At 58.5% G+C, this 22,798-nt stretch carries 23 protein-coding genes and 3 tRNA genes; 12 read left to right on the forward strand and 14 right to left on the reverse strand.

Annotation, left to right across the window (positions count from 1 at the left end; genetic code table 11):
- Positions 1–3: 3 nt before the first annotated feature.
- Entirely contained in the window at positions 4–1,080 is a 1,077-nt protein-coding gene (locus tag ACZZ0D_RS09855; RefSeq protein WP_463553078.1) for a 3-deoxy-7-phosphoheptulonate synthase, read from the reverse strand.
- 617 nt (positions 1,081–1,697) lie between these two features.
- Here ACZZ0D_RS09855 and ACZZ0D_RS09860 point away from each other — a divergent pair.
- The 8 genes from ACZZ0D_RS09860 to ACZZ0D_RS09895 all read left to right on the forward strand — a co-directional run bounded on the left by ACZZ0D_RS09860 (position 1,698) and on the right by ACZZ0D_RS09895 (position 6,626).
- On the forward strand, positions 1,698–2,459 hold the full coding sequence (locus tag ACZZ0D_RS09860) for a carbon-nitrogen hydrolase family protein (RefSeq protein ID WP_463553079.1): 762 nt from the start codon (positions 1,698–1,700) through the stop codon (positions 2,457–2,459).
- The gene (locus tag ACZZ0D_RS09865; protein WP_463553080.1) at positions 2,456–2,899 is read left to right on the forward strand and encodes a GNAT family N-acetyltransferase; all 444 of its coding nucleotides are present in this window, start codon (positions 2,456–2,458) and stop codon (positions 2,897–2,899) included. Before ACZZ0D_RS09860 ends, ACZZ0D_RS09865 begins: the two co-directional genes overlap by 4 nt.
- Before the next feature lie 127 nt (positions 2,900–3,026).
- Positions 3,027–3,668: a response regulator transcription factor GacA gene (gene gacA, locus ACZZ0D_RS09870; RefSeq protein WP_024012761.1), complete on the forward strand. Its 642-nt coding sequence runs from the start codon at positions 3,027–3,029 to the stop codon at positions 3,666–3,668.
- A 2-nt stretch (positions 3,669–3,670) separates the two neighbouring features.
- Positions 3,671–5,494, forward strand: a complete 1,824-nt coding sequence (gene uvrC / locus ACZZ0D_RS09875) for an excinuclease ABC subunit UvrC (RefSeq protein ID WP_463553081.1) — start codon at positions 3,671–3,673, stop codon at positions 5,492–5,494.
- 32 nt (positions 5,495–5,526) lie between these two features.
- Positions 5,527–6,087 (forward strand): CDP-diacylglycerol--glycerol-3-phosphate 3-phosphatidyltransferase, encoded by a 561-nt coding sequence (pgsA, locus tag ACZZ0D_RS09880; protein ID WP_053120408.1) that lies wholly within the window; start codon positions 5,527–5,529, stop codon positions 6,085–6,087.
- Positions 6,088–6,147: 60 nt separating this feature from the next.
- Positions 6,148–6,223, forward strand: a tRNA-Gly gene (locus ACZZ0D_RS09885).
- 47 nt (positions 6,224–6,270) lie between these two features.
- Positions 6,271–6,344 (forward strand) — tRNA-Cys (locus tag ACZZ0D_RS09890).
- Between the two features lie 195 nt (positions 6,345–6,539).
- A tRNA-Leu gene (locus tag ACZZ0D_RS09895) sits at positions 6,540–6,626 on the forward strand.
- A 71-nt stretch (positions 6,627–6,697) separates the two neighbouring features.
- Here ACZZ0D_RS09895 and ACZZ0D_RS09900 read toward each other — a convergent pair.
- A complete protein-coding gene (locus ACZZ0D_RS09900; protein ID WP_463553082.1) occupies positions 6,698–7,651 on the reverse strand; it encodes a LysR substrate-binding domain-containing protein in 954 nt (317 codons plus the stop codon).
- A 141-nt stretch (positions 7,652–7,792) separates the two neighbouring features.
- Here ACZZ0D_RS09900 and ACZZ0D_RS09905 point away from each other — a divergent pair, with 141 nt between their 5' ends.
- Positions 7,793–8,971, forward strand: a complete 1,179-nt coding sequence (locus ACZZ0D_RS09905) for a M20 aminoacylase family protein (protein ID WP_463553083.1) — start codon at positions 7,793–7,795, stop codon at positions 8,969–8,971.
- Between the two features lie 222 nt (positions 8,972–9,193).
- Here the strand turns inward: ACZZ0D_RS09905 and ACZZ0D_RS09910 are convergent, their stop codons facing one another.
- Positions 9,194–9,421 carry a hypothetical protein gene (locus tag ACZZ0D_RS09910; RefSeq protein ID WP_463553084.1) on the reverse strand — a complete coding sequence of 76 codons (228 nt, stop codon included), beginning with the start codon at positions 9,419–9,421 and terminating at the stop codon, positions 9,194–9,196.
- 43 nt (positions 9,422–9,464) lie between these two features.
- Between ACZZ0D_RS09910 and ACZZ0D_RS09915 the strand changes: the two genes are divergently transcribed.
- The gene (locus ACZZ0D_RS09915; protein WP_463554788.1) at positions 9,465–9,686 is read left to right on the forward strand and encodes an MFS transporter; all 222 of its coding nucleotides are present in this window, start codon (positions 9,465–9,467) and stop codon (positions 9,684–9,686) included.
- A 100-nt stretch (positions 9,687–9,786) separates the two neighbouring features.
- Positions 9,787–10,044 carry a hypothetical protein gene (locus tag ACZZ0D_RS09920; RefSeq protein ID WP_282353964.1) on the forward strand — a complete coding sequence of 86 codons (258 nt, stop codon included), beginning with the start codon at positions 9,787–9,789 and terminating at the stop codon, positions 10,042–10,044.
- A gap of 43 nt (positions 10,045–10,087) precedes the next feature.
- Here ACZZ0D_RS09920 and ACZZ0D_RS09925 read toward each other — a convergent pair whose 3' ends face one another.
- The 10 genes from ACZZ0D_RS09925 to ACZZ0D_RS09970 form a co-directional block, all read right to left on the reverse strand.
- Positions 10,088–10,372: a hypothetical protein gene (locus tag ACZZ0D_RS09925; protein ID WP_053120401.1), complete on the reverse strand. Its 285-nt coding sequence runs from the start codon at positions 10,370–10,372 to the stop codon at positions 10,088–10,090.
- A 286-nt stretch (positions 10,373–10,658) separates the two neighbouring features.
- Positions 10,659–10,889, reverse strand: coding sequence for a hypothetical protein (locus tag ACZZ0D_RS09930; RefSeq protein WP_053120399.1), 231 nt, complete (start codon positions 10,887–10,889; stop codon positions 10,659–10,661).
- A 121-nt stretch (positions 10,890–11,010) separates the two neighbouring features.
- Positions 11,011–11,241: a hypothetical protein gene (locus ACZZ0D_RS09935; protein WP_053120397.1), complete on the reverse strand. Its 231-nt coding sequence runs from the start codon at positions 11,239–11,241 to the stop codon at positions 11,011–11,013.
- A 71-nt stretch (positions 11,242–11,312) separates the two neighbouring features.
- Positions 11,313–12,941, reverse strand: coding sequence for an ABC-F family ATP-binding cassette domain-containing protein (locus tag ACZZ0D_RS09940; RefSeq protein WP_463553085.1), 1,629 nt, complete (start codon positions 12,939–12,941; stop codon positions 11,313–11,315).
- 144 nt (positions 12,942–13,085) lie between these two features.
- Positions 13,086–14,123, reverse strand: a complete 1,038-nt coding sequence (locus ACZZ0D_RS09945) for a DNA topoisomerase IB (RefSeq protein WP_463553086.1) — start codon at positions 14,121–14,123, stop codon at positions 13,086–13,088.
- Positions 14,124–14,195: 72 nt separating this feature from the next.
- Positions 14,196–15,275: a molybdenum ABC transporter ATP-binding protein gene (modC, locus tag ACZZ0D_RS09950; protein WP_463553087.1), complete on the reverse strand. Its 1,080-nt coding sequence runs from the start codon at positions 15,273–15,275 to the stop codon at positions 14,196–14,198.
- Between the two features lie 3 nt (positions 15,276–15,278).
- Positions 15,279–15,959 (reverse strand): molybdate ABC transporter permease subunit, encoded by a 681-nt coding sequence (gene modB, locus ACZZ0D_RS09955; RefSeq protein WP_212550761.1) that lies wholly within the window; start codon positions 15,957–15,959, stop codon positions 15,279–15,281.
- Positions 15,960–16,727, reverse strand: coding sequence for a molybdate ABC transporter substrate-binding protein (gene modA / locus ACZZ0D_RS09960; protein ID WP_053120386.1), 768 nt, complete (start codon positions 16,725–16,727; stop codon positions 15,960–15,962).
- A gap of 181 nt (positions 16,728–16,908) precedes the next feature.
- Positions 16,909–17,970 (reverse strand): NAD(P)H-dependent flavin oxidoreductase, encoded by a 1,062-nt coding sequence (locus ACZZ0D_RS09965; protein ID WP_463553088.1) that lies wholly within the window; start codon positions 17,968–17,970, stop codon positions 16,909–16,911.
- Positions 17,971–18,067: 97 nt separating this feature from the next.
- Positions 18,068–20,530 (reverse strand): autotransporter, encoded by a 2,463-nt coding sequence (locus ACZZ0D_RS09970; protein WP_463553089.1) that lies wholly within the window; start codon positions 20,528–20,530, stop codon positions 18,068–18,070.
- A gap of 190 nt (positions 20,531–20,720) precedes the next feature.
- Here ACZZ0D_RS09970 and acuI point away from each other — a divergent pair, with 190 nt between their 5' ends.
- On the forward strand, positions 20,721–21,704 hold the full coding sequence (gene acuI, locus ACZZ0D_RS09975) for an acrylyl-CoA reductase (NADPH) (protein WP_463553090.1): 984 nt from the start codon (positions 20,721–20,723) through the stop codon (positions 21,702–21,704).
- A 13-nt stretch (positions 21,705–21,717) separates the two neighbouring features.
- Here acuI and ada read toward each other — a convergent pair whose 3' ends face one another.
- Positions 21,718–22,785, reverse strand: a complete 1,068-nt coding sequence (ada, locus tag ACZZ0D_RS09980; RefSeq protein ID WP_463553091.1) for a bifunctional DNA-binding transcriptional regulator/O6-methylguanine-DNA methyltransferase Ada — start codon at positions 22,783–22,785, stop codon at positions 21,718–21,720.
- Positions 22,786–22,798: the final 13 nt, after the last annotated feature.

Consider the following 22,798-nt stretch of genomic DNA (forward strand, 5'->3'; position numbering starts at 1 on the left):
TCATCAGGTGCGCGGCTGAGCACTCAAACGCTTTGCGGCATCCAGAAGCAGGTGCTCCGTCGCCTTGAAACCCAGGCAACCATCGGTGATGGAAACGCCGTAGCGCATCGTAGGACTCAGCGGCTGGCAACCTTCGAAAAGATGCGACTCGATCATCATGCCGATCAGTGAGTGGTCACCTTGCAGGCGCTGTTCGAGTACGTCATTGAAAACAGCGGGCTGACGCGAAGGATCCTTGCCGCTGTTCGCGTGACTGCAATCGACCATGATCCGGCCGGGGATTTTCAGTCGGGTCAGTTCGGCATTGATGGCGGTTACGCTGTTGCGGTCGTAGTTTGGGCCCTTGTGGCCGCCGCGCAGTACCAAGTGGGTATCTGCATTGCCCGGCGTTTGAATGATTGCCGGATGCCCTTGGCTGTCGACACCGAAATGCCGATGCGGGTGTGCGGCTGAGCGCATGGCGTCAACGGCCACTGCGGCGCCACCGTCGGTGCCGTTTTTGAAGCCGACCGGCATGCCCAGACCGCTGGCCATTTCGCGATGGATCTGCGATTCGGTGGTGCGCGCGCCAATGGCGACCCAGCTCAGCAGGTCATCGAAGTAACCGGCGGCCATGGGTTGCAGCAGTTCGGTAGCGACTGGCAAACCGAGGCGAATCATTTGCAGCATCAGTTCGCGCGACAGGCTCAGGCCTGCCGCCATGTCATCGCTGCCATCGAGGTGCGGATCATACGCGAGACCTTTCCAGCCCACCGTAGTGCGGGGTTTTTCCACGTAAGCGCGCATCACCAGGAGCATGTCGTTGCTGACTTGATCGGCAAGACGGGCGAGTTTGTCGGCGTATTCGAGGGCAGACTGAGGATCATGAATTGAGCAAGGGCCGACGATGACCAGTAAACGTTGGTCTTCACCGTTGAGAATGGCGCGTACCGCCTGGCGGTGGGCGGCGACTTGCTGGCTCAAGGCAGTGCTCAGGGGCAATTGCTGCTTGAGTTGCAACGAGCTGGGCAGACGCAGGGTCAGCGCTTCGTTGGCAGAGTTGAGGCTGGACAGTGGCAGAGCAGAAGCGGACGAGTTCATATTCACAATTCCTGGGCTGGCGGCGGGTGCTTCCCGCTCGCTCGGCCCTACTGGGGTGTTCGACAATTGGCCGTATCGGCTACGTGTGTGCGTTTGCCACCGGTGGGTGACCGATCGGAGGCGGCAGGCTGTCCCGAGCGGAGGCTGGTAAATCGCCAGGCGGTAAAAGTGTCGTAACGGTAATAAGTGGCGTAGTTCATGGGTAAATCCTCAAAAGTGTCTGGTGTGTTGCTGAAAAAGCAGGGGCCAGAAAAAACAAACCCCCGGTCGGGAGGCCGACCGGGGGTTGAGAAATCTCTGGTAGGCGACCCGTTTTACATGGGCGCCGTTTGGGTATCAGGCGCGCTAGTGGCTAAACCAATACCCAAAATAAAAGCTGACCGGAGCACAAACGTCTTTCGCCCACGCAGCCGCCATCGAGCGCAGGGCGCTGACGATACGAAGCTGTGGAAGGGCGTTGAACATGGTCTGTCTCCAATGAATGCGCCGAGCTTACTAGAGGCCGATGCGCCTCAGCAATCAGAAAATGCTATGGCGTGAAGAACATTTTGCCTATCGCTTGAGCGTAGCAACAGTTGTGACAAACTCAGCGTTTTGCCTGAAACCAAGGATGAACCATGTCGACGCTGACTATTGCTGCTGCCCAATCCATCTCCATTGCGGGGGATCTTGCGGCGAATATCCAACGCCATTTGTGCTTCATCGAAGTGGCGGCGGAGCAGGGCGTCGAGTTGCTGGTCTTTCCGGAGTTGTCGCTGACCGGTTATGAAGGTGAGGCGGCAGCAGCGTTGGCCATTGATCCGCACGATGCGGTCATTCAACCGTTACGCGATCTGGCGCGAACACTGGGCATCACCGCTGTCGTCGGGATGCCGATCCGGGCGGACAAACCAACTGCGGTATGGATTGGCGCGTTGGTCTTGGGGGCTGATGGTTCGCTCGGTGTTTACAGCAAACAACATTTGCACACGGGCGAGGAGCGGATTTTCGCCCCCGGCATCGGCGGTGCAACACTGCGAATCGGTGACGATAAGGTTGCGCTGGCGGTTTGCGCTGATTTCAATCACGCCAGCCACGCGGCCGCTGCCGCTGACCAGGGTGCCAATCTGTACGCGGCGGGTGTATTGATCAGCGAGAAAGGCTACGAGCCAGATTCTGCGTTGCTGCAGGGCTATGCTTGTCAACATTCAATGGCCGTGTTGATGGCCAATCATGGAGGTCTCACCGGCGGCTGGCAGTCTGCGGGGTGCAGTGCGATCTGGTCAGAAACTGGCGATCTTGTGGTTTCGGCAGCAGGAGCGGGCGATTGTCTGGTAGTCGCGCAGCGTCGTGATGGCGAATGGAGCGGGCGGGTCGTTGCAGTGGATCTGCCACGATGATGTTCCGGTTACGTCGTGCAACGTCTGAGGACTTGGCGTTCGCCCGCGATCTCACCTGCAGGAACATGTTGCCGTACTACATTCAACATGAGCTGCTTTGGCAGGATGAAGCCTTTGACGTCGCCTGGATGGGCCGGGAAAACTGGCTGGTAACCCGCAATGATATCGCGCTGGGGTTTCTCAGCCTGAGCCGCGATGCGCGGGCACTGTACATACGCGAATTGCAGCTGGCTGAAGCGTTTCAGGGGCAGGGCGCGGGATCCTGGGCAATTGATCAGGTTATCGAGATGGCTCGCCATGAGAAGCGTACGGCTTTGCGGCTGACGGTATTCGAAAACAATCCGGCAAAAAATTTGTATCAGCGAAAAGGACTACAGCTTCATGGAAAGGACGAGTGTTTCCTGCGCATGCAGCTCGATTTGAGCACGCCTGTGCTCTGAAAGCCACGGCTGGCAAGACCTCAAAGATGAATTGAAACTTTTTAAATGCGGCTTTCCGCTAGGTCTGTCTGGCTCTTTTTGCTAAGGTGTCGGGCATCCCAATAAGACCATATCGCGAGGTGTCTGCTTGATTAGGGTGCTAGTGGTCGATGACCATGATCTCGTTCGTACAGGCATTACACGGATGCTGGCCGATATCGATGGCCTGCAAGTGGTCGGCCAGGCCGAGTCCGGGGAAGAGTCCCTGATCAAGGCGCGTGAGTTGAAGCCCGACGTGGTGCTGATGGACGTCAAGATGCCCGGCATCGGCGGCCTTGAAGCCACCCGCAAGCTGCTGCGCAGTCATCCGGATATCAAGGTGGTTGCCGTCACTGTGTGCGAAGAAGATCCCTTTCCGACACGGTTGCTGCAAGCAGGTGCCGCCGGTTACCTGACCAAGGGCGCGGGATTGCCGGAGATGGTTCAGGCCATTCGCCTGGTCTTTGCTGGTCAGCGCTACATCAGCCCGCAGATCGCTCAACAGTTGGCGATCAAGTCTTTCCAGCCGACCAACGATTCGCCGTTCGATGCCTTGTCCGAGCGCGAAATCCAGATAGCGTTGATGATTGTCGGTTGTCAGAAAGTGCAGATCATTTCCGACAAGTTGTGCCTGTCGCCAAAAACCGTGAACACCTACCGTTACCGTATTTTCGAGAAGCTCTCGATCAGCAGCGATGTTGAGTTGACCCTTCTGGCAGTCCGACACGGCATGGTCGATGCCAGCGCCTGACCATGACTGAAGTATTCGATTTCGGCGCCTTTCTCTCCACCGTCAGTGGGCGCCCCGGCGTTTATCGCATGTTCGACAGCGATGCGCGCCTGCTCTATGTCGGCAAGGCCAAGAACCTCAAGAAGCGTTTGGCCAGTTATTTCCGCAAGACCGGGCTGGCGCCGAAAACTGCTGCGCTGGTCGGGCGTATCGCTCAGGTCGAAACGACCATCACCGCCAACGAAACCGAGGCGCTGCTACTCGAGCAGACGCTGATCAAGGAATGGCGGCCGCCGTACAACATTCTGTTGCGCGACGATAAATCCTATCCCTACGTGTTTTTGTCGGACGGCCAGTTCCCGCGTCTGAGCATTCATCGCGGCGCGAAAAAGGCCAAAGGTAAATACTTCGGGCCATATCCGAGCGCCGGGGCGATTCGCGAAAGTCTCAGCCTGTTGCAAAAGACCTTCTTTGTCCGCCAGTGCGAAGACAGCTATTACAAGAACCGCACCCGTCCGTGCCTGCAATATCAGATCAAACGCTGCAAAGCGCCGTGCGTCGGCCTGGTCGAGCCTGAGGTCTACGCCGAAGATGTGCGTCACTCGGTGATGTTCCTTGAAGGGCGTAGCCACGCGCTGACCAATGAACTGTCGACGGCGATGGAGGAGGCAGCGATCAACCTCGAATTCGAGCGCGCCGCCGAATTGCGCGATCAGATCGCCTTGCTGCGCCGGGTTCAGGATCAGCAGAGCATGGAAGGCGGTACGGGCGATATCGACGTCATTGCTGCGTTCGTCAATCCGGGCGGTGCCTGCGTGCATCTGATCAGTGTCCGTGGCGGGCGCGTGCTCGGCAGCAAGAATTTCTTCCCGCAAGTCGGGATTGAAGAAGATGTCTCTGAGGTCATGGCGGCGTTTCTCGGGCAGTATTTCATCAGCAGCCCGGAACGCGATCTGCCGAGTGAGTTGATCGTCAACGTCGTCCACGAAGACTTCCCGACGCTGATCGAAGCCATTCACAAGTTGCGCGGTCGTGAGTTGGCCATCAGCCATCGGGTGCGTGGCACGCGAGCGCGCTGGCAACAGTTGGCGGTCACCAACGCCGAACAGGCACTGAGTGCGCGTCTGGCCAACCGCCAACACACCGCTGCGCGTTTCGAAGCATTGGCCGAAGTGCTCAATCTGGACGAGCCGCCGCAGCGTCTGGAGTGTTACGACATCAGTCACTCCAGTGGTGAAGCGACCGTCGCATCATGTGTAGTGTTCGGCCCGGAAGGCGCGATTAAATCCGATTACCGTCGCTACAACATCGAAGGTGTGACAGCGGGCGACGATTACGCCGCCATGCACCAGGCCTTGACCCGACGCTTCAGCAAGCTGAAGGAAGGCGAGGGCAAGCTGCCGGACATTCTGCTGGTCGACGGTGGCAAAGGTCAGTTGTCGATGGCGCGTGACGTGCTCAACGAATTGGCGGTGCCGGATCTGATCTTGCTTGGCGTTGCAAAAGGCGCAACGCGCAAGGCTGGTTTCGAAACTCTGTATCTGAATGATGCAGCGCACGAGTTCACGCTGCGCGGCGACTCGCCGGCGCTGCATCTGATCCAGCAGATCCGCGACGAAGCGCACCGTTTTGCAATTACCGGGCACCGCGCACGTCGCGGCAAAACCCGGCGTACCTCAACGCTGGAAGGCGTTGCCGGTGTCGGGCCTACCCGCCGTCGAGATTTGCTCAAACATTTTGGTGGATTGCAGGAGCTGACTCGTGCCAGCATCGAAGAGATCGCCAAAGCCCCGGGGATCAGTAAAAAGCTCGCAGAGTCGATTTATGCGAACCTGCATAGCGAGTAGAATGCCCCCTCACCTCGTAGCCAGTTGTGCCGATGAATATCCCTAATCTGATTACCGTTCTACGCGTCCTGCTTATCCCGATCTTCATTTTGCTGTTCTACTTGCCGTACCAGTGGAGCTACATGGCGTCCGCTTCGGTGTTTGCCTTTGCGGCTGCAACGGACTGGCTGGATGGTTATCTGGCCCGTCGCCTGGAGCAAAGCACGCCATTTGGTGCATTTCTCGACCCGGTTGCGGACAAGCTGATGGTCGCCGTCGCATTGGTGTTGTTGGTGCAAGAACACGGCAACCTGTGGTTGACTCTGCCAGCCGCCGTTATCATCGGTCGCGAGATTGTCGTGTCGGCACTGCGTGAGTGGATGGCCGAGCTGGGTGCTCGCGCGCATGTCGCCGTGTCCAATCTCGGCAAATGGAAAACCGCCGCACAAATGCTCGCGCTGGTGATCCTGTTGGCCAATCCGAAGGACTTTACCTTTTGGGTCATTCTGGGTTATTCGCTGTTGATGATCTCCGCAGGCCTGACGTTGTGGTCGATGGTTCAATACCTTCGCGCAGCCTGGCCGCATCTGAAGACCGATGTTGAAAAGAAATAAAACTTTTTTGAATCAAGGGGTTGACGGAGCTTCTTAATTCTATAGAATGCGCATCACCAAGCGGGAATAGCTCAGTTGGTAGAGCACGACCTTGCCAAGGTCGGGGTCGCGAGTTCGAGTCTCGTTTCCCGCTCCAAGTTTAAAACGCGTTTGTTGTTGTGCTACTGATAGCAAACGTTTTGAGGCCGAGTAGCAAAATGGTTATGCAGTGGATTGCAAATCCACCTACGCCGGTTCGATTCCGACCTCGGCCTCCACTATAAACAAGCTCCGTAGATCCATGATTTACGGAGCTTTTTTATTTGCATTGCGCTGTAAGATTTAGTCTTTAAAACAGCCAATGCGAACTTGCTTCACCGGGGAGTGATGTATATATTTCCCGCTCGGCTGTTCAAGCCTGCATCCTGTCAGGATCGCGACTGAACAGTCGGAGACAGCAACACCGCGCTACCGCCCGAATGGCGAAACTGGTAGACGCATGGGACTTAAAATCCCCCGCTCGTAAGGGCGTGCCGGTTCGATTCCGGCTTCGGGCACCATGAATATCAAGGGCTTGCATGACATATCTCATGCAAGCCCTTTTTGTGCCCAGAAAAACCCCGCCGGGCATTCAGATCAACAATTCCAGCGTATCGAACAACTCAACATCCTCTTTACGCGCCGAACGTGCGCGACGGCGGATAACCTGCGTCAGGCACTCAACAAAACACTGAGCCGCCACGCCCAACTGCACATTGCGGGTGGTGACGATGCCTATCGTGTCAGTCGCAAAAGCTTCCTTCAGCGGCAGTCGCGCTACACGCTCGCCATACATCGGCACGGTCAACATCGGCTCGGGGAAGAAACTGAGCATGTCAGTTTGCTCAATCATCGATAACGTCAGCTGAGGTGAGTGCGCGCGGTGGATGTGCTGCATATCGATCTGCGCACCGTGTTGCCAGAACAGTTCGGTCATCAGGCCTTCGTGACTGGCATCCGGGTAGTTCACCACCCAATCCAGATCGAGCAATTCATGAATGGATTGGCTGCGCCGCCGTGGATGCTCGCGGCGGGCGACGACGGCCATCTGATAGGCGAAGAGGGGGTCGCTGACGAATTCCGGTCGCGGTAGCAGCGATGAGACCAGGCCAACCGCGAATTCCATGGTGCCGTCACGCAATCTTGGCAGCGCCACGGCCATCAACCCCTCGAAAATCTCCAGACGCACTTTCGGTATGCGTTGACGAAACAGCATCACCACTTCCGGCAATAACGTCATGCCCATCCAAGGCGAGATCCCCAACCTTAACTGGCCTTGCGCCTCGTGGCTCAGATGCGCGAGTTCCAGTTGCGCGCGCTCCAGTTGACTGAGCATCTGCCGCGCATGTTGCAGTAGAGACTGTCCGTATTGGGTCAGCACTACGCCGTTGGCATTGCGCACCAGCAGTGGCAAATGCAGGTGTTCTTCAAGCTCACGCAACGCTTTGGCGACTGAGGTCTGCGAGACACCCAGTTGCCGTGCGGCGGCGCGAATGCTCCCGCAGTCGGCGGTCATCACCAGCGCGCGCAATTGATGCAGCTTCATCACTTCTCCCAGTCAAAGGTGTAAACCAGCGGGTTTCAGCCCCCGCTTTTTGCGACTGCCACGGCCATCGCCAACTGATTAGCATCGCAGCCTATCAGCGGAACACCCGAAAACAAGACTTTAAAAAATGAGGAGTACGTGATGATCGACCTGCCTGCGCTGCCCGGTATCTGCGCGATCGAGGAAGAAATGATTGCGCTGCGGCAACACATTCATGCCCATCCAGAATTGAGCTTTGAGGAGTTCGCCACTGCCGACCTCGTTGCCGGAAAACTTGAAGAATGGGGTTATCAGGTGCATCGCGGCATGGCGGGCACCGGCGTCGTTGGACTGTTGCGCAACGGCAGCGGTGGCAAAATGATCGGCCTGCGTGCCGACATGGACGCCTTGCCGATTGTTGAGCAAACGGGCCTGGCGTATTCCAGCCGACACGATGGCGTGATGCATGCCTGCGGGCACGACGGTCATACTGCGATGCTGCTCGCTGCCGCCAGACATCTGGCCGACAGTCGCGAATTCGATGGCGCGCTGGTAGTGATTTTCCAGCCCGCAGAAGAGGGCGATGGCGGCGCGCAACGCATGTTGGATGACGGCTTGTTCGAGCTGTTTCCCTGCGATGCAGTGTTTGCGATGCACAACATGCCGGGCCTGCCGGTCGGCAAGCTCGGTTTTTTACCGGGGCCGTTCATGGCCTCCACCGATACCGTGACCATTCGAGTCGACGGTATTGGCGGGCATGGCGCGATGCCGCACAAAGCCATTGATCCGTTGTTTGTCGGCGCTGCAATTGTCATGGCGCTGCAAAGCATCGTCTCGCGCAACGTTAATCCGCTCGACACTGCCGTGGTCACCGTCGGCTCCTTCCACGCCGGCATCGCCCCGAACGTCATTGCCGATCACGCCGAACTGCAACTGAGCGTGCGCGCACTGAAACCTGAAGTCCGCGACGGATTGATCTTACGAATCACCGACCTGGCCGAAGCGCAGGCAACAAGCTTCGGCGCGAGTGCCACTGTCGTCGTCGATCAGGCCCAGCGTTTTCCGCCGTTGGTCAACCATGCCGAAAGCACCGAATTTGCCCGACAAGTTGCCGTGGACTGGCTGGGTGAGGAGGGGCTGATCCGCGATCTGCAACCGCTGACCGGCAGCGAAGATTTCGCCGTCATGTTGCAGCGCTGCCCCGGCTGCTACCTGCTGATCGGCAACGGGGATGGCGAGGGTGGCTGCATGGTGCACAACCCGGGTTACGACTTCAACGATCAATGCCTCGCGACAGGGGCCAGCTATTGGGTGCGCCTGGTCGAAACCTTTCTGCGCTGATTCGTGATCGATCTTTGAGGAGTTCACCCAATGTCTGCATCTGTATCCAGCGCAATACCTGCGACTTCTTCAGTTCGAAAACCGCTTGGCGCGCGTGCCATTGCCGCGATCACCATCGGCTCCGGGCTGGAGTTCTACGATTTTTCTGTTTACAGCTTTTTTGCCACGCTCATTGGTCGGCAGTTTTTCCCGGTCGAAAGCACGTTAGGGCAGTTGCTGTTGTCACTGGCAACCTTTGGTGTCGGCTTCGGCATGCGCCCGATTGGTGGTCTGGTGCTGGGCGCCTACGCCGACCGCGTTGGGCGTAAACCGGCAATGCTGGTGATCGGCAGTACGGCATCCAGCTATATCGTGCTCGACTACATGACCAACTACACCGTGACTGTTCTGCATCTGCCGATGACCATGGGCACCGACGCTGATAACACTGTTGGCCGTTTCATTGGTCACCACGTTTCTGTTGGTGCTGATTACCGTGCCGACACTGGTGCTGGTGACCGAGCTGTTTCCACGGGCGATTCGTGCGACCGGGTTGTCGATCATTTATTGCCTGGGCGTCTCTGTTTTCGGCGGCTTTGCGCAGTTTTTTGCCACCGGGCTTATCGGGCTGACGGGCAATAACAACGCGCCCGCCCTGTACATGATGTTCTGCGTTGGTCTGACCTTGATCGGTTTGATGAGGGTCAAGGAGACCGCCGGCAAGCCGCTGGATTAGTGTTCGGCTGTTTGTTTCAGCGTTTCATATGCCTTGGCCGTCGCTCTTTCAATTCAGCATCTATAGTCAAATTCCCAAGTCCAAACAGGTGGAATTCGTCATGAAACGATTAGGTCTGTTCTTCGCGTCTTTGATTGTTGCAACACCGCTGTTTGCCGCTGATGACTTGTGCGCCATTAACTTGCAGAAACTGCACGACCTCAAACAGACGGCAGTGATGGGACAGCCTGCTTTGGGCAATATCCAGCAAGACCGTAAAGATGCCGAGGCCGCGCAAAAGGCAGGCGACAAACAGAAGTGTATTGATTTAACGAATCGGGCTTTAAAGACCGTGAAGGATGTTCAGGGCAACAACTAGTAAGCAATGGGCCGGCACTCGCCGGCCCATTTTTTATTGCGGACTAAACGAAGGCTTGTCCGGCAAAGCCGCGAGGCAGGCGTTGACGCCCCGGCATCGCAGCCAAACGCTCTACCCATGAGGAGCGCCAGTTGACGGCGTGGTGTGTGGTTTTGGCCTGGCGTGTTGCGCGTCGAGCCGCGTTACGCTGATCTTTTCTGGCTTGCTTGTACGCATCGGTATTACGGCAGCTGCGGCACTTCACGCGATTGAGTTCGCGGCTGGCAGTGAGATGTTTGCCTTTATGCCCGCAGGCTAAATGACCATCGACGTTGAAATGGATAACCATGAATCGTCTCCTTTGTGACGTGTACTAAATTGTGACCACTGATAGCCGCAGGTGTTCGCCGAGCCAAATTTCAGGCAAAAAAACACCCGCATGCGGGCGGGCGTTAAGTGTGATCTCCAAAGGAGTGATTTCACTGTAGGCGCGCAGATGTGATGATTTTGTGAAAATAAACAAATCAACGAGGAAAATATAAACGCCGGACAGATAATCCCTCGGTAACACAGCCGTCGCCGCTCTAGAGCCCCGATCGAAAGTCGCAGCGGGGCGTTCGTGCTATTCGCGTTTGTTATCTAAACCGTGGCAGAGGCCGGTCAATGGGTCTGAGCGCCGACAGCGTGTTGCGAATCAACGGCGCGTCTTTCTCGATGTCATTCAGACGATCGCGAATACGCAGGGCGGTGGGGTGACCGCCTTGATGATCAACCCAGTCGGCGATCTCTTTGCAAGCGGCCGCGAGGCGCGCCTGCCGGGCGTCGAGCAAGGTGAGGAGGGTGGTGATGGACTCTTTTTCGGACATGGAACACCTCCGTTCGGTGAAACCGCTGAGCGGCAGCAAAAAGCCCGCGAACTGCGAGCTTTATGCCGTTGGGGCGCTGCTCCTTCAGCTGGTTTCAGTATAGACCCGCAAATGATCAGCATCAGGCTGACGATTCGCGAGCCGGCAATATCGAACTCGCTGCGTTGAGACGCAGGCATTCGCGCCGTGCGTCTTCCTCCCGGTCGTAGCCATCGCCGATGAAACCGCCTGTGCGTGTATCGCAAATGCGAAACCAGCCGATGGCTTCGGCGGGTTCGTGCTGGCTGTCCTCGGCGCGCCGACCATGAATGATGATCTTGTTGCAACGCTTCACAACGAAAATGTCTTCCATGGCGTCACCGCAGCTGATTCGTGTCAGATCAACTATAGAAGCCTGTGGCAATCGTGCAAAAAATAGTCAGCTCAACTCGTCGGTTGCAGCAGCCAACCGGTTGGCTGCCACGTTAGCCGATGGCTTGGATTCAACGCTTGTAGAAACGTCTGGTCGTGGGAAACCGCGACAATGGCGCCGGGAAAACTCTGTAATGACTGTTCGAAAGCTTCCACCGAAGCCAGGTCGAGATGATTGGTCGGTTCATCAAGCAAGAGCAATTGCGCCGGAGTCTGGCGCCACAACGCCAATGCCAGTGCAGCCTTCAGGCGTTCGCCGCCGCTGAGCAAAGCGCAGGGCTGCGTCGCACGCTGGGCATTTAGTTGAAGGTGCGCTAGATAACTGCGCAACATGCCTTCACTCAACGGTGTTTGCTGAGCCAGCAACTGGTCAACAATGGAGTTTCCGTCATCAAGCAGACGCAGTTGTTGATCGAGAAATGCCATCGGTACGTGAGTCGTGCAGGTACCGCTGACCGGTTCCAGTTCATCGGCGAGCATGTTCAGAAGGGTCGATTTACCGCAGCCGTTAGGGCCACTGACGGCGATGCGCATCGGCCCCTGGATCGCGAGACTCAGCCGGCTCACCGGCGATAACCACGGCAGGCACGCGTCCACGAGCGTGCAGACTTGGCGGCTGTTCGGCACCACGCTGCCCGGAAGATTGATCAGCACACTGTCTTCGGGCAACACCTTTGTAAACGCCTCACGCACGCGGTTATCGAGATCGGATTTACGCGCCTGATGGCCAACGCGCACATGTCCCATGATGTCCCGCGCCGCACCTTTCATGCCGGCGTGTTCGATGCTGGAGACGTTCGCGGTTTGCGCATTGCGACGGCTGTTGGCGGCATGGCGCTGGATCGTGTCGTGCACGCGTTGCAGGCGGGAACGTTCGCGCTGACGTTCGGTTCTGGCTTGATCGAGTTGTGCCTGAGCGGCTGCGTGTTGCAGGCTTCGTTGTTCGGTAAAGGCTGAGTAAGAGCCGCTGAAAACATTCACGCCCAACGGCGTCAGTTCGACGATCCGCTGCATCCGCTCCAGCAACTGTCGATCGTGACTGATGACGATCAGACCGCCGCGCCAGTGATTGAGTGTATTCAGCAGCCAGTGGCGACCGGCGCTGTCCAGATGATTGGTCGGCTCATCCAGCACCAGCAATTGCGCCTGGCTCAACAGTGCTTTGATCAGGGCGATTCTGACTTGTTGGCCGCCACTGAGGTTTTCGGTGAGGTCGGTATCAGCGATATCGGTGAGTCCGCACTCATCAAGCATCTGCCGTAAACGTTCCGGCAAATCCCAGCGATCGCCGATGATGTCGAAATCGTCGGCGCTGGCATTGCCCTGGTCGAGGCGCTGCAATGCTTCAAGTACTTGGGCTGTCCCCGTCGCGTCCGCCACCGTTTGGCCAGGGGCGCCGACAAATGTTTGGGGTACGTACATCACAGGCACTGCGCTTGAAACGCTCCCGGAGGTGGGCTGTAGCTGCCCGGCAATCAGGCGCACGAGCAGGCTTTTGCCCACACCGTTGCGACCGACAATCGCGGTCGGGACAAGATCGAACTGCAGATTCAGTGCGTTGAAAATCGTCTCGCGATTGGCGAATTGGAAACTCAGCTGATTGAGCGAGACGAGGGCAGGCGTACGCGAGACGTGAGTCATCGGCACCTCCAAAAAATGTCGTGAAGACTGACAAACGCCAAGCGGCGACTGTCGCGATTACATTTTTAGAGAGCCTGATTGTTCACTTCTGCGGTCATCCTGAAGAGGGGAAGGTGGCTAGCCTAGACGACGATGCCCGGACGATCAAGGTGCGACGGCCATCTCGCTCATCCGTTCGAGAAACATCGCCAGGGCCACTTCTTCACTGCGCAGCCCCTTGCGCACGCGTGGGCGCGGTAGTTCGGCGAGGGCGCCGAGCATGAATTTTTCCACCACCGCTGGGTGGATGTAGCACTTGCGGCACACCGCTGGCGTGTTGCCCAACTGTTTGGCGACGCCTTTGACCATGTCGACCACATGCCGTTTGGCCTCGGTTTCCGACTCCCATTGCAGTTCACGCAACACCGCCAAGGCCAAGGCGCTGCCGGCCCAGGTGCGGTAATCCTTGGCGGTGAAATCGGCGCCGGTCAGGGTTTGCAGGTAACTGTTGACGTCGGAAGAACTGACGGTGTGGCGCTCGCCGTGTTCGTCCAGGTACTGAAACAGATTCTGTCCGGGGAGCTCCAGGCAGCGTTTGATAATCCGCGCGAGGCGTCGATCCTTGACGGTGATCTGGTGTTCGATGCCGCTCTTGCCGCGAAATTGAAACAGGATCGCGCTGCCATTCACTTCGACATGGCGACTGCGCAGGGTGGTCAGCCCGTAAGAGCGATTGTCGCGGGCGTATTGCGTGTTGCCGACGCGAATCAACGTGGCGTCGAGCAGAGTGATCACCGTGGCCATAACCTTATCGCGGCTAAAACCGGGCGCGGCCAGTAGTGTTTCCAGTTGTTTGCGCAGTTTTGGCAGCGCCAGACCGAACTCGCGCAGCCGCGAATATTTGTCGGCATCGCGCACTTCGCGCCAGCGAGCGTGATAGCGATATTGCTTGCGACCCCGGGCGTCGCGGCCGGTGGCTTGCAGATGACCGCGCGGGTCGGCGCAAATCCACACATCGACATAGGCCGGCGGAACCGCGAGGGCGTTGATGCGTTTGATTTCGTCCGGGTCGGTAATGCGCTGACCGGACGGCTCGAAATAGGCGAACTTGCCGCGCAGTTTTTTGCGGGTGATGCCGGGCTGCGTTTCATCGACGTAGTGCAGGTCGGATGGCAGTGCATCGGTCAGCTCGGTTTCGGACATGGCGACTTCCTTAAGTGGCGCGGCGGTCTGTAAAACGATTGACCGCGCGCTCTCGCCGTGGTGCCGAATGATTTATGCGAGCACTGCAACTGCCTTGATTTGCGCCCATAGTTGTTGGCCCGGATGGATCGCCAAGTGATCGCGCGAGTAGCGGGTGATGCGCGCGAGCAGCGGGGTGCCCCCGGCATCGAGACGAATCAGCACATGGGCGGCATTGTCCGCCGCTTGTTCGCTGACCACCGTGACCGGCAGTCGATTGAGGATGCTGCTGGAAGCGTCATTGTGCAGCGCCAGACTGATGTCCCGCGCGTGCACTTTGCAGCGCAGGGCCTGGCCGACAGTCATCGGTTCGTGAGTGACACGAATGTTCATTTCGGTGGCCGGCAGTTGCAGGCTCAGCAGTTGGTACTTGGTGTCGTAAGCGCTGACCTGGCCTTCGATAATTACCCCGGCGTCATCACCCATTGCCATCGGCAGATCCAGACGCGCGAGGGTTTCGCCGATCGGGCCGCTGGCCAGCGCTTTGCCGTCGCTGAGTAACACCAGATGGTCGGCCAGTCGCGCGACTTCGTCCTGCGCGTGGCTGACGTACAGCACTGGAATATCCAGTTCGTCATGCAACCGTTGCAGATAAGGCAGGATCTCGCTTTTGCGTTGGCTGTCGAGGGCGGCGAGGGGTTCGTCCATCAGCAACAGTTTCGGGCTGGTCAGCAGTGCACGGGCGATGCCGACACGCTGGCGTTCACCGCCGGACAAATGCTGCGGATGACGTTCGAGCAAGTGGCCGATGCCGAGCAGTTCGGTGGCTTGTGCCAGATCAACCCGGCGCTGCGATTTGGCGATACGTTTGAGGCCGAATTGCAGGTTGGCCAGCACCGACAGATGCGGAAACAGACTGGCTTCCTGAAACACATAACCCAACGCGCGTTTATGCGGCGGGACGAAAATGCCGTTGTCGCTGTCCTGCCAGATTTCGTCGTTGATTTGCACGAAGCCTTGCTCGGCGCGCTCCAGGCCGGCAATGCAGCGCAGGCAGGTGGTTTTGCCCGAGCCGGAATGTCCGTACAAAGCGGAAACGCCGCGCCCCGGCAAGTGCAGATCGACATCCAGGCTGAAGCCCGAATAAGCGATTTTCAGACGTGCTTCGATCATCGATCAGCTCCAGCCTGCGCGGGTTTTGCGGCTGGAATAGAGCGCCAGCAACACGAGGAACGAGAACACCAGCATGGCACCGGCGAGCCAATGGGCCTGCGCGTATTCCATGGCTTCGACGTGGTCGTAGATTTGCACCGAGACCACACGGGTCTTGTCGGGAATATTGCCGCCGATCATCAGCACGACGCCGAATTCACCGACGGTATGCGCGAATCCGAGGATCGCCGCCGTGATAAAACCGGGACGGGCCAGCGGCAGAATCACGCTGAAAAAAGTGTCCCAAGGATTGGCGCGCAAGGTCGCCGCCACTTCCAATGGGCGGGTGCCGATCGCCGAGAACGCGTTTTGCAACGGTTGCACCACGAACGGCATGGAATAGATCACCGAGCCAATCACCAGCCCGGTGAAGCTGAACGTCAACGTGCCAAGCCCGAGCCATTGGGTGAACTGGCCGAGGAAACCGTGCGGCCCCATCATCAGCAACAGATAAAAACCAATGACGGTCGGCGGCAGCACGAGGGGCAGGGCGACGATCGCCCCGATCGGGCCGCGCAACCACGATTGGGTGCGCGACAACCACAGGGCAATCGGAGTGCCGACAACCAGCAGTATCGCGGTGGTCAGGGACGCCAGTTTCAGGGTCAGCCAGATCGCCGCGAAATCGGCACTCGTCAGCGACATTTAGAGCTGGTAGCCGTAAGACTTGATCACCGCAGCGGCTTTCGGGCCTTTGAGGTATTCAACCAGTGCTTTGGCGGCGGCGTTGTCTTTGCCTTTGTTGAGGATTACGGCGTCCTGTTTGATCGGGTCGTGCATGCTGGCTGGAACGATCCACGCCGAACCGCTGCTGACTTTGCCGTCCTTGTAGATCTGCGACAGCGCTACAAAGCCCAGCTCAGCGTTGCCGGTGGAAACGAACTGGTAGGCCTGGGTGATGTTCTGGCCTTCAACGATCTTGGCTTTGGTGGCTTCGGTCAGTTTCAGTTTTTCCAGCACCTGGGTGGCGGCCAGGCCGTAAGGCGCAGCTTTCGGGTTGGCGATAGAGAGATGTTGGTATTCGTTCTTCTTCAGCACATCGCCTTTGGCATCGACATAGCCTTCTTTTGCCGACCACAGCGCCAGGGTGCCGATGGCGTAGGTGAAGCGAGAGCCTTTAACGGTATCGCCTTCCTTCTCGAGTTTTTCCGGGGTAGTGTCGTCGGCCGAGAGGAACACTTCGAACGGCGCGCCGTTCTTGATCTGGGTGTAGAACTGGCCAGTGGCGCCATAGGCAGCAACCAGTTTGTGCCCGGTGTCTTTTTCGAAATCTGCCGCGATGGCTTGAATCGGTGCGGTGAAGTTGGCGGCAACTGCCACTTGCACTTCATCAGCCTGAGCAGCGCCGATGGCGAAGGTCGCCAGCAAAGCGGCCAGGCAAGTTGGGGCAAAACGTGAGGCACGAGTGGTCATGTAACAGCTCCGTTGTTGGCAAGTGCAGAGGGCAGTTATTGTTGGAGGTGGACTGCGCCGATGCGAGGGTGGTTTCGCTATATAGCGAAATATATAGCGAAACACTCCCCTGTGGCGAGGGGATTTATCCCCGTTGGCGCGCGCAGCACGCCCTCTTTCCAATTGCTGCGAAATCCGTCCGCTACCTCACAAATTTCGCCAACGCCCCCTCCGCCAACTGCCTCGTCAATTCCGCACTACTTACGTCCCGTCCCAGCGTAAACGCCTGACCCGCCCAAAGATTGGCAAACTGCGCATCATCCTTCGCTCGCAGCGGCATCAGCGCGCCACCAGCCAAAGGAAAGGCCGGCGCCTTCGCCGACATCGGCCCGAGTTCGCGCATCACACGGTTGAGAATCCCACGCGCCGGTCGCCCGGTAAAAATGTTGGTGACGGCCGTTTCACTTTCCTTGGCTGTACGCAAAGCCTTGTGATGTGAGGCACTGACTTTCGCTTCCGGGGTGAACAGATACGCCGTGCCGACCTGCACCGCTGACGCGCCGAGCATGAACGCCGCCGCCACCCCGCGAGCATCGGCAATCGCACCGGCCGCAATCACCGGAACCTTCACCGCGTCAACCACCTGCGGTACCAAAGCAAAGGTGCCGACCTGACTGCTCAGGTCATCGCTGAGAAACATCCCGCGATGGCCGCCGGCTTCATAGCCCATGGCAATGATCGCGTCGCAGCCGTTTTGCTCCAGCCACACGGCTTCATCGACGGTGGTGGCCGAGGAGATGATTTTCGCGCCTGTAGCCTTGACCCGATCCAGCAGAGATTTTTCCGGCAGACCGAAGTGGAAACTCACCACTTCAGGGCGAAACTCTTCCAGTACCTCGCAAGCGGCCGCATCAAACGGCGCCCGATTGGACACCGGCGTCGGTGCATTAGAGTCGACGCCCAGTTCGCGGTAATAAGGCTCCAGCAAATTCTTCCATTCACGCGCGCGCTGTTCATCGGCTGCCGGTGGCTGATGGCAGAAGAAATTCACGTTGAAAGGTTTGTCGGTGTGCTCGCGGATCGTTTTCAGTTCTTCACGCAACTGCTCAATGCTCAACATCGCGGCGGGCATCGAACCCAAGCCACCAGCGTTGCACACGGCAATCACCATCGACGAGTTCGTGGCGCCGGCCATCGGGCCCTGGATGATCGGCAACTCGATGCCGAACAGGTCAAGAATGCGGGTGTCTGGCCATTGGCTCATGAAAGCGGTACTCCGAACGTTGAAACGGGCAGGGACGGCTGAGCCGGTTTTTTAACAGCAAAACCGGACTCAGGGCCAGTCCGAAATTCACAAGCCGTTAACGTCGATGGAATCCGCCGCCTCCACCACCACCGAAGGAGTGATTCATGAATTGCGAGGAGTTGTGGAAGTTGTTGGTGCGCTGGTTGCCGAAATTACGCGCAGCGGAATCGCGATTGAGATTTTGCAGCTGTGGGTTGTTGTTCAGCGGCGCCGCGCGTGTGCTGCCACCACCACCGACCATCGATTGCCAGCCACTGTCGGTTTTTTTGTAGACGTTGCCGTCGCGCCCGGCATAAACGTTGTTGCCGACCTGCGCGGCGCCACCGTTGCGGCCGTGGATAGCGCCATATTGGGTGGTCTTGCCGGTATTAGGGTTGTACACCGCGCCGCGATTGGCAGTGACCTGCGTACCGGTGCGCGTATTTCCCTCTGTCAGGCGCGCGCCGGCGATAGCGCCGCCATTCGGCCCGACGACTGCACCGCTGCGGCCGGCCGCGTAATTGCCGTTGTAGACGTTGTGTACCGCGCCGCGTTGACCGGCGGCCGCCACACCGGTGCGCGAGTTGTAGGAGGAACCGACCTGACCTGCCCAGCGATTGCCGGTCCAGGCGTTGTAACCGGCGCCATAGCGGCTGACCGTCGCGCGGTCACCCCACTGGTGATAGATATTGCCGGTAGTGCCGGCCCATCCGCCCGGGCCCCACGCCACTGCGCCGCCACGATAACCATAAGCAGCGCCGCCCCAGGCCAGTGGCGCTGGATACAAGCGCGGGCCCCAGGCGTAACCCCAACCGTAATTTCCCCACCACGGATAAGCGCCCCAGCCCCAGCCCATCGCCACGGTGCTGCCGCCCCAACTCCAGCCGAAACCGTATCCGAATGTCCATCCAGTCCACGGGGTGTAGCGGATCGCGACGCCGAAACCGTAAGTCACCGGCGGCCCGTACCAGACGCTACCGACCCACGGCGTGTACGGATAACCGGTGCCGTAAACCACGACATTAGTCACCGGATCAATATTGGAGCCCTGATAACCCGGGGTATAACCGACCACCACGGTATCACCGCTGGACTCATAGACTTTCACGTAAGTCAGGTAATGCATCGGCGAACTCGGCGGGATCGAATAGATCACCGCCGGCACCGAACTGGCCACGACCCACGGGCCGTTCACCGACGTGGCGGTAAACCAGATGCCATTTTCCACGGCGTACCAACTGTTGTTGTCGACCCGGATGATCGGTGTGGCGCTGTTGACTACATATTGCAACGGCGTGGTGTTGATCGCTTTGAGCTGCGGCTCGCCATCGAACTGCGGTGCGGTCATTTTCACCGCGCTTTTCTTGATCGCCGAGGTCTGCGGAATGGTCGCGGCAATCGCCGCTTCTTTCGCCTGCGGAGTGCCGGCGACCGAGGCTTTGACGTTCTCTTTCGGGCTGTCGTCGGGAATGTTGGCGAAGTCTGCCGGCAGTTTGTCCGCCGGGGTGAACGTCCATGGGCCCTTCATGTCGCTGGCGCGAAACCAGCGCCCGGAGATCAACACATAACTGTTCTGATCGCCGATTTCCTTGAAGATATGCCCGGTGGTATTACTGACGTAGAGCAGGCCGGTGCCCTGAATCGGCAGCCATTGCGGCGCGCCATCAGTTACCAGTAACTCGGTAGGCGTGGTCGCAATGAAGATCTTTGGCTGCGGCGGTTTGGCCAGGCTGGGGATCTTGTCTTTCGGATCACTTTGCCCGGTCAGCAGATCGACCTGACGGCTTTTGATGGCGGCCAGTTTGGCTTTTTCCAGATCGGCTGGCGGTTTTGCCAGACGTGTGTAATCACCGTTGATCTGGTCTGCGACCATCCAGCCATCAAACACGTGCAGATAGTGTTTGCCTTGTTCGTCCTTGAGCAGCAGCGGGCGAGTATTGATCACTCGTTGCAGCGACGTGCCTTCCACCGGCCGATACGCCACATCACCGTCGATGTACACCAGCATCGCCGGGACGTCGGAACTGATGATGGTCGGCGGGGTGTTTTCCAGCGGAGCGCTGTCTGCCTTCTGTTCTGCCGACAATACGCCGACAGCGGCTTCGAGCTGATCAAGGGAAATGGTTTTCTTGCGCTTGTCGGCGTCTTTTTGCAGCGCTGCCGCCCAAGTGTCTGCTTGACTGGCATCGGCCGGGAAATCGGCTTTGATGATTTTGTATTGATCGAGCGCGACCCAACGGGTGGCCTTGTCGACCAGGGTGTGGGCGCTGAACTCGACGATGCCGTAAGTGGATTTGCCATCAGCGCCGGTGGCTTCGACAGCCGCGCGAGCGTTGAGCGTGTAACCGTCCCAACTGTCGAGTTGCGGTTGGTACACAGTCAATTTCGATTTGCCGCTGGTAATGACTTGTGGCCACGCCGGCTCACTCGGTGCTGCAGATGTTGCCGCATCAGCAGCCGGGGCAGGCGCCGCCCACGCATTGCCAAATGCCAGCAGACTGAGCATCAGCATCACTACAAGAGTACGCGGGTGAGACATCGTCAACTCCATCGACAAGGGGATTCTAGAGGGCTTGGCCGGGATCAGCAGGGTAGTCGAAAAAGCATAGACGCCGACAATGAAATTACCCGATGAAATTTAAGCCAGGCACAAAGTCGAGTGTGGCAACGTGTTGCGATGTGGTATTTCAAGGCACGACATTTCAACATCCAGCCATGCGAGGGCACTCATGTTCAACGCCATTGTGATCAACAAAGACGACAGCGGTTACCGCGCCGACCTGCAGCAACTCAATGAAGATCAACTGCCCGATGGCGATGTCACGGTGCAGGTGGCCTACAGCACGCTGAATTTCAAGGACGGTCTGGCGATTACCGGCAGCAGCCCGGTGGTGCGCAAGTTTCCGATGGTGCCGGGGATTGATCTGGCGGGCACCGTCGAAGCCAGTTCGCATCCCGACTATAAAGTGGGCGACAAGGTGTTGCTCAACGGCTGGGGCGTCGGCGAATCCCATTGGGGTGGTCTGGCGCAGAAAGCGCGACTCAATGGCGATTGGCTGATTCCGTTGCCCGAAGCCTTCACCGCTGCACAAGCCATGGCCATTGGCACGGCGGGTTACACGGCGATGCTGTGCATTCTCGCGCTCGAGCATAACGGCGTGACCCCGGAGCAAGGCGAGGTGCTGGTGACTGGCGCCAATGGCGGCGTCGGCAGCTTTGCCATTGCGCTGCTGAACACCTTGGGTTATCGCGTGGTGGCGTCCACTGGCCGGGCTTCTGAGCACGAATATTTAAAGCAACTCGGCGCCAGCGAAATCATCGATCGTGCAACCCTGTCCGAACCGGGTAAGCCATTGGCGAAGGAGCGCTGGGCGGCGGTGATCGATTCGGTCGGCAGCCATACATTGGCCAACGCCTGCGCCAGTACGCGTTCCGAAGGCACCGTTGCCGCGTGTGGATTGGCGCAGGGCATGGACTTCCCGGGCTCGGTTGCACCGTTCATTTTGCGCGGCGTGACCCTCGCGGGCGTCAACAGCGTGACTCAACCCAAGGCCCGTCGCGTGCAGGCCTGGGATCGTCTGGCCAAGGATCTGGATTTCGCCTTGTTGCCCCTGATCAGCCATGAAATCGCTTTAAGCGAGGCGATTAATGCTGCGCCTGAGTTGCTTGCCGGGCGCATTCGTGGCCGGGTGGTGGTCGACGTCAATCGCTGAGAATCAGCCGACTCTAGGCCTGCGTTTCGCGATCCAGTAACAGGCGCTTACGTTCGACGCCCCAACGGTAACCGGAGAGGTTGCCGTCGCTGCGCACCACACGGTGACAGGGGATCGCTACAGCCAACCGGTTCGCACCACAGGCCTGAGCCACCGCGCGCATCGAGGTTGGCGCGCCGATGCGCAGGGCAATCTCGGAATAACTGGCAGTGCTGCCCGCAGGGATTTCCCGCAGCGCTTGCCAGACTCGCTCCTGAAACGCCGTGCCTCTGACGTCCAGCGGCAAGTCGAGGCCAATGGCCGGCGCTTCAATAAACCCCACGACTTTTGCGATCAACTGCTCAAAATCGCTATCGGCACCAATCAGATTGGCGAGGCGAAACTGATCCTGCAAATCACACACCAATTGGTGCGGATCGTCCCCCAGCAGAATCGCGCAAACCCCACGATCACTTTGCGCCACCAGAATTGCCCCGAGCGAGCATTCGCCGACAGCGAAGCGGATATCGTTGTTCTGCCCGGCCGCGCGGTAATCACCGGGCTTCATGCCTAAAACCTGATCGGCTGATTCATAGAAACGACTATTGGAATTAAAGCCCGCGTCATACAGCGCATCGGTCACCGAGCCGCCGTCCGCCAAGCGTTCACGCACCCTGCGCGAGCGATGCGCGGCGGCGTAACCTTTCGGGGTGAGTCCGGTAGAAGCTTTGAACACGCGGTGGAAATGAAACGGACTCAAGCCTGCTGTTTCCGCGAGGTCATTTAGCGTCGGTAACGTTTCAGACGACTCAATCTGCCGACAGGCTTGCGCCACCGTCTTCGCGTGTTGAGCGTTGACCTCCGTCTGATCTTTACCGGCGCGCTTACTCGGCCGATAACCCGCCGCTTCAGCCTCGACAGCGCTGTCGAAAAACTCCACATTCTGTGGTTTTGGAAGGCGCGCCAGGCTACTCGGGCGGCAATAAATGCCGGTGGTTTTCACCGCGTAGACAAACTGCCCGTCCGCCCGTGGATCGCGGGCAACGACGGCGGCCCAGCGTGGATCGTTTTCGATGTTGAGGTGGGTCGAAAGCGTTTTCATGAAGGTTAATCCG

Source organism: Pseudomonas sp. AC193, assembly GCF_979258075.1.

What these genes read in the sequence shown, in the direction of transcription:
- modC (WP_463553087.1), bottom strand. Translation starts at nt 15,275, where the DNA reads ATGATCGAAGCACGTCTGAAAATCGCTTATTCGGGCTTCAGCCTGGAT.
- ACZZ0D_RS09965 (WP_463553088.1), bottom strand. Translation starts at nt 17,970, where the DNA reads ATGAGCCAATGGCCAGACACCCGCATTCTTGACCTGTTCGGCATCGAG.
- ACZZ0D_RS09935 (WP_053120397.1), bottom strand. Translation starts at nt 11,241, where the DNA reads ATGGAAGACATTTTCGTTGTGAAGCGTTGCAACAAGATCATCATTCAT.
- pgsA (WP_053120408.1), top strand. Translation starts at nt 5,527, where the DNA reads ATGAATATCCCTAATCTGATTACCGTTCTACGCGTCCTGCTTATCCCG.
- ACZZ0D_RS09900 (WP_463553082.1), bottom strand. Translation starts at nt 7,651, where the DNA reads ATGAAGCTGCATCAATTGCGCGCGCTGGTGATGACCGCCGACTGCGGG.
- ACZZ0D_RS09945 (WP_463553086.1), bottom strand. Translation starts at nt 14,123, where the DNA reads ATGTCCGAAACCGAGCTGACCGATGCACTGCCATCCGACCTGCACTAC.
- ACZZ0D_RS09920 (WP_282353964.1), top strand. Translation starts at nt 9,787, where the DNA reads ATGAAACGATTAGGTCTGTTCTTCGCGTCTTTGATTGTTGCAACACCG.
- ACZZ0D_RS09865 (WP_463553080.1), top strand. Translation starts at nt 2,456, where the DNA reads ATGATGTTCCGGTTACGTCGTGCAACGTCTGAGGACTTGGCGTTCGCC.
- acuI (WP_463553090.1), top strand. Translation starts at nt 20,721, where the DNA reads ATGTTCAACGCCATTGTGATCAACAAAGACGACAGCGGTTACCGCGCC.
- ACZZ0D_RS09970 (WP_463553089.1), bottom strand. Translation starts at nt 20,530, where the DNA reads ATGTCTCACCCGCGTACTCTTGTAGTGATGCTGATGCTCAGTCTGCTG.
- ACZZ0D_RS09930 (WP_053120399.1), bottom strand. Translation starts at nt 10,889, where the DNA reads ATGTCCGAAAAAGAGTCCATCACCACCCTCCTCACCTTGCTCGACGCC.
- modB (WP_212550761.1), bottom strand. Translation starts at nt 15,959, where the DNA reads ATGTCGCTGACGAGTGCCGATTTCGCGGCGATCTGGCTGACCCTGAAA.
- ACZZ0D_RS09905 (WP_463553083.1), top strand. Translation starts at nt 7,793, where the DNA reads ATGATCGACCTGCCTGCGCTGCCCGGTATCTGCGCGATCGAGGAAGAA.
- ACZZ0D_RS09855 (WP_463553078.1), bottom strand. Translation starts at nt 1,080, where the DNA reads ATGAACTCGTCCGCTTCTGCTCTGCCACTGTCCAGCCTCAACTCTGCC.
- ada (WP_463553091.1), bottom strand. Translation starts at nt 22,785, where the DNA reads ATGAAAACGCTTTCGACCCACCTCAACATCGAAAACGATCCACGCTGG.
- ACZZ0D_RS09925 (WP_053120401.1), bottom strand. Translation starts at nt 10,372, where the DNA reads ATGGTTATCCATTTCAACGTCGATGGTCATTTAGCCTGCGGGCATAAA.
- modA (WP_053120386.1), bottom strand. Translation starts at nt 16,727, where the DNA reads ATGACCACTCGTGCCTCACGTTTTGCCCCAACTTGCCTGGCCGCTTTG.
- ACZZ0D_RS09940 (WP_463553085.1), bottom strand. Translation starts at nt 12,941, where the DNA reads ATGACTCACGTCTCGCGTACGCCTGCCCTCGTCTCGCTCAATCAGCTG.
- ACZZ0D_RS09860 (WP_463553079.1), top strand. Translation starts at nt 1,698, where the DNA reads ATGTCGACGCTGACTATTGCTGCTGCCCAATCCATCTCCATTGCGGGG.
- uvrC (WP_463553081.1), top strand. Translation starts at nt 3,671, where the DNA reads ATGACTGAAGTATTCGATTTCGGCGCCTTTCTCTCCACCGTCAGTGGG.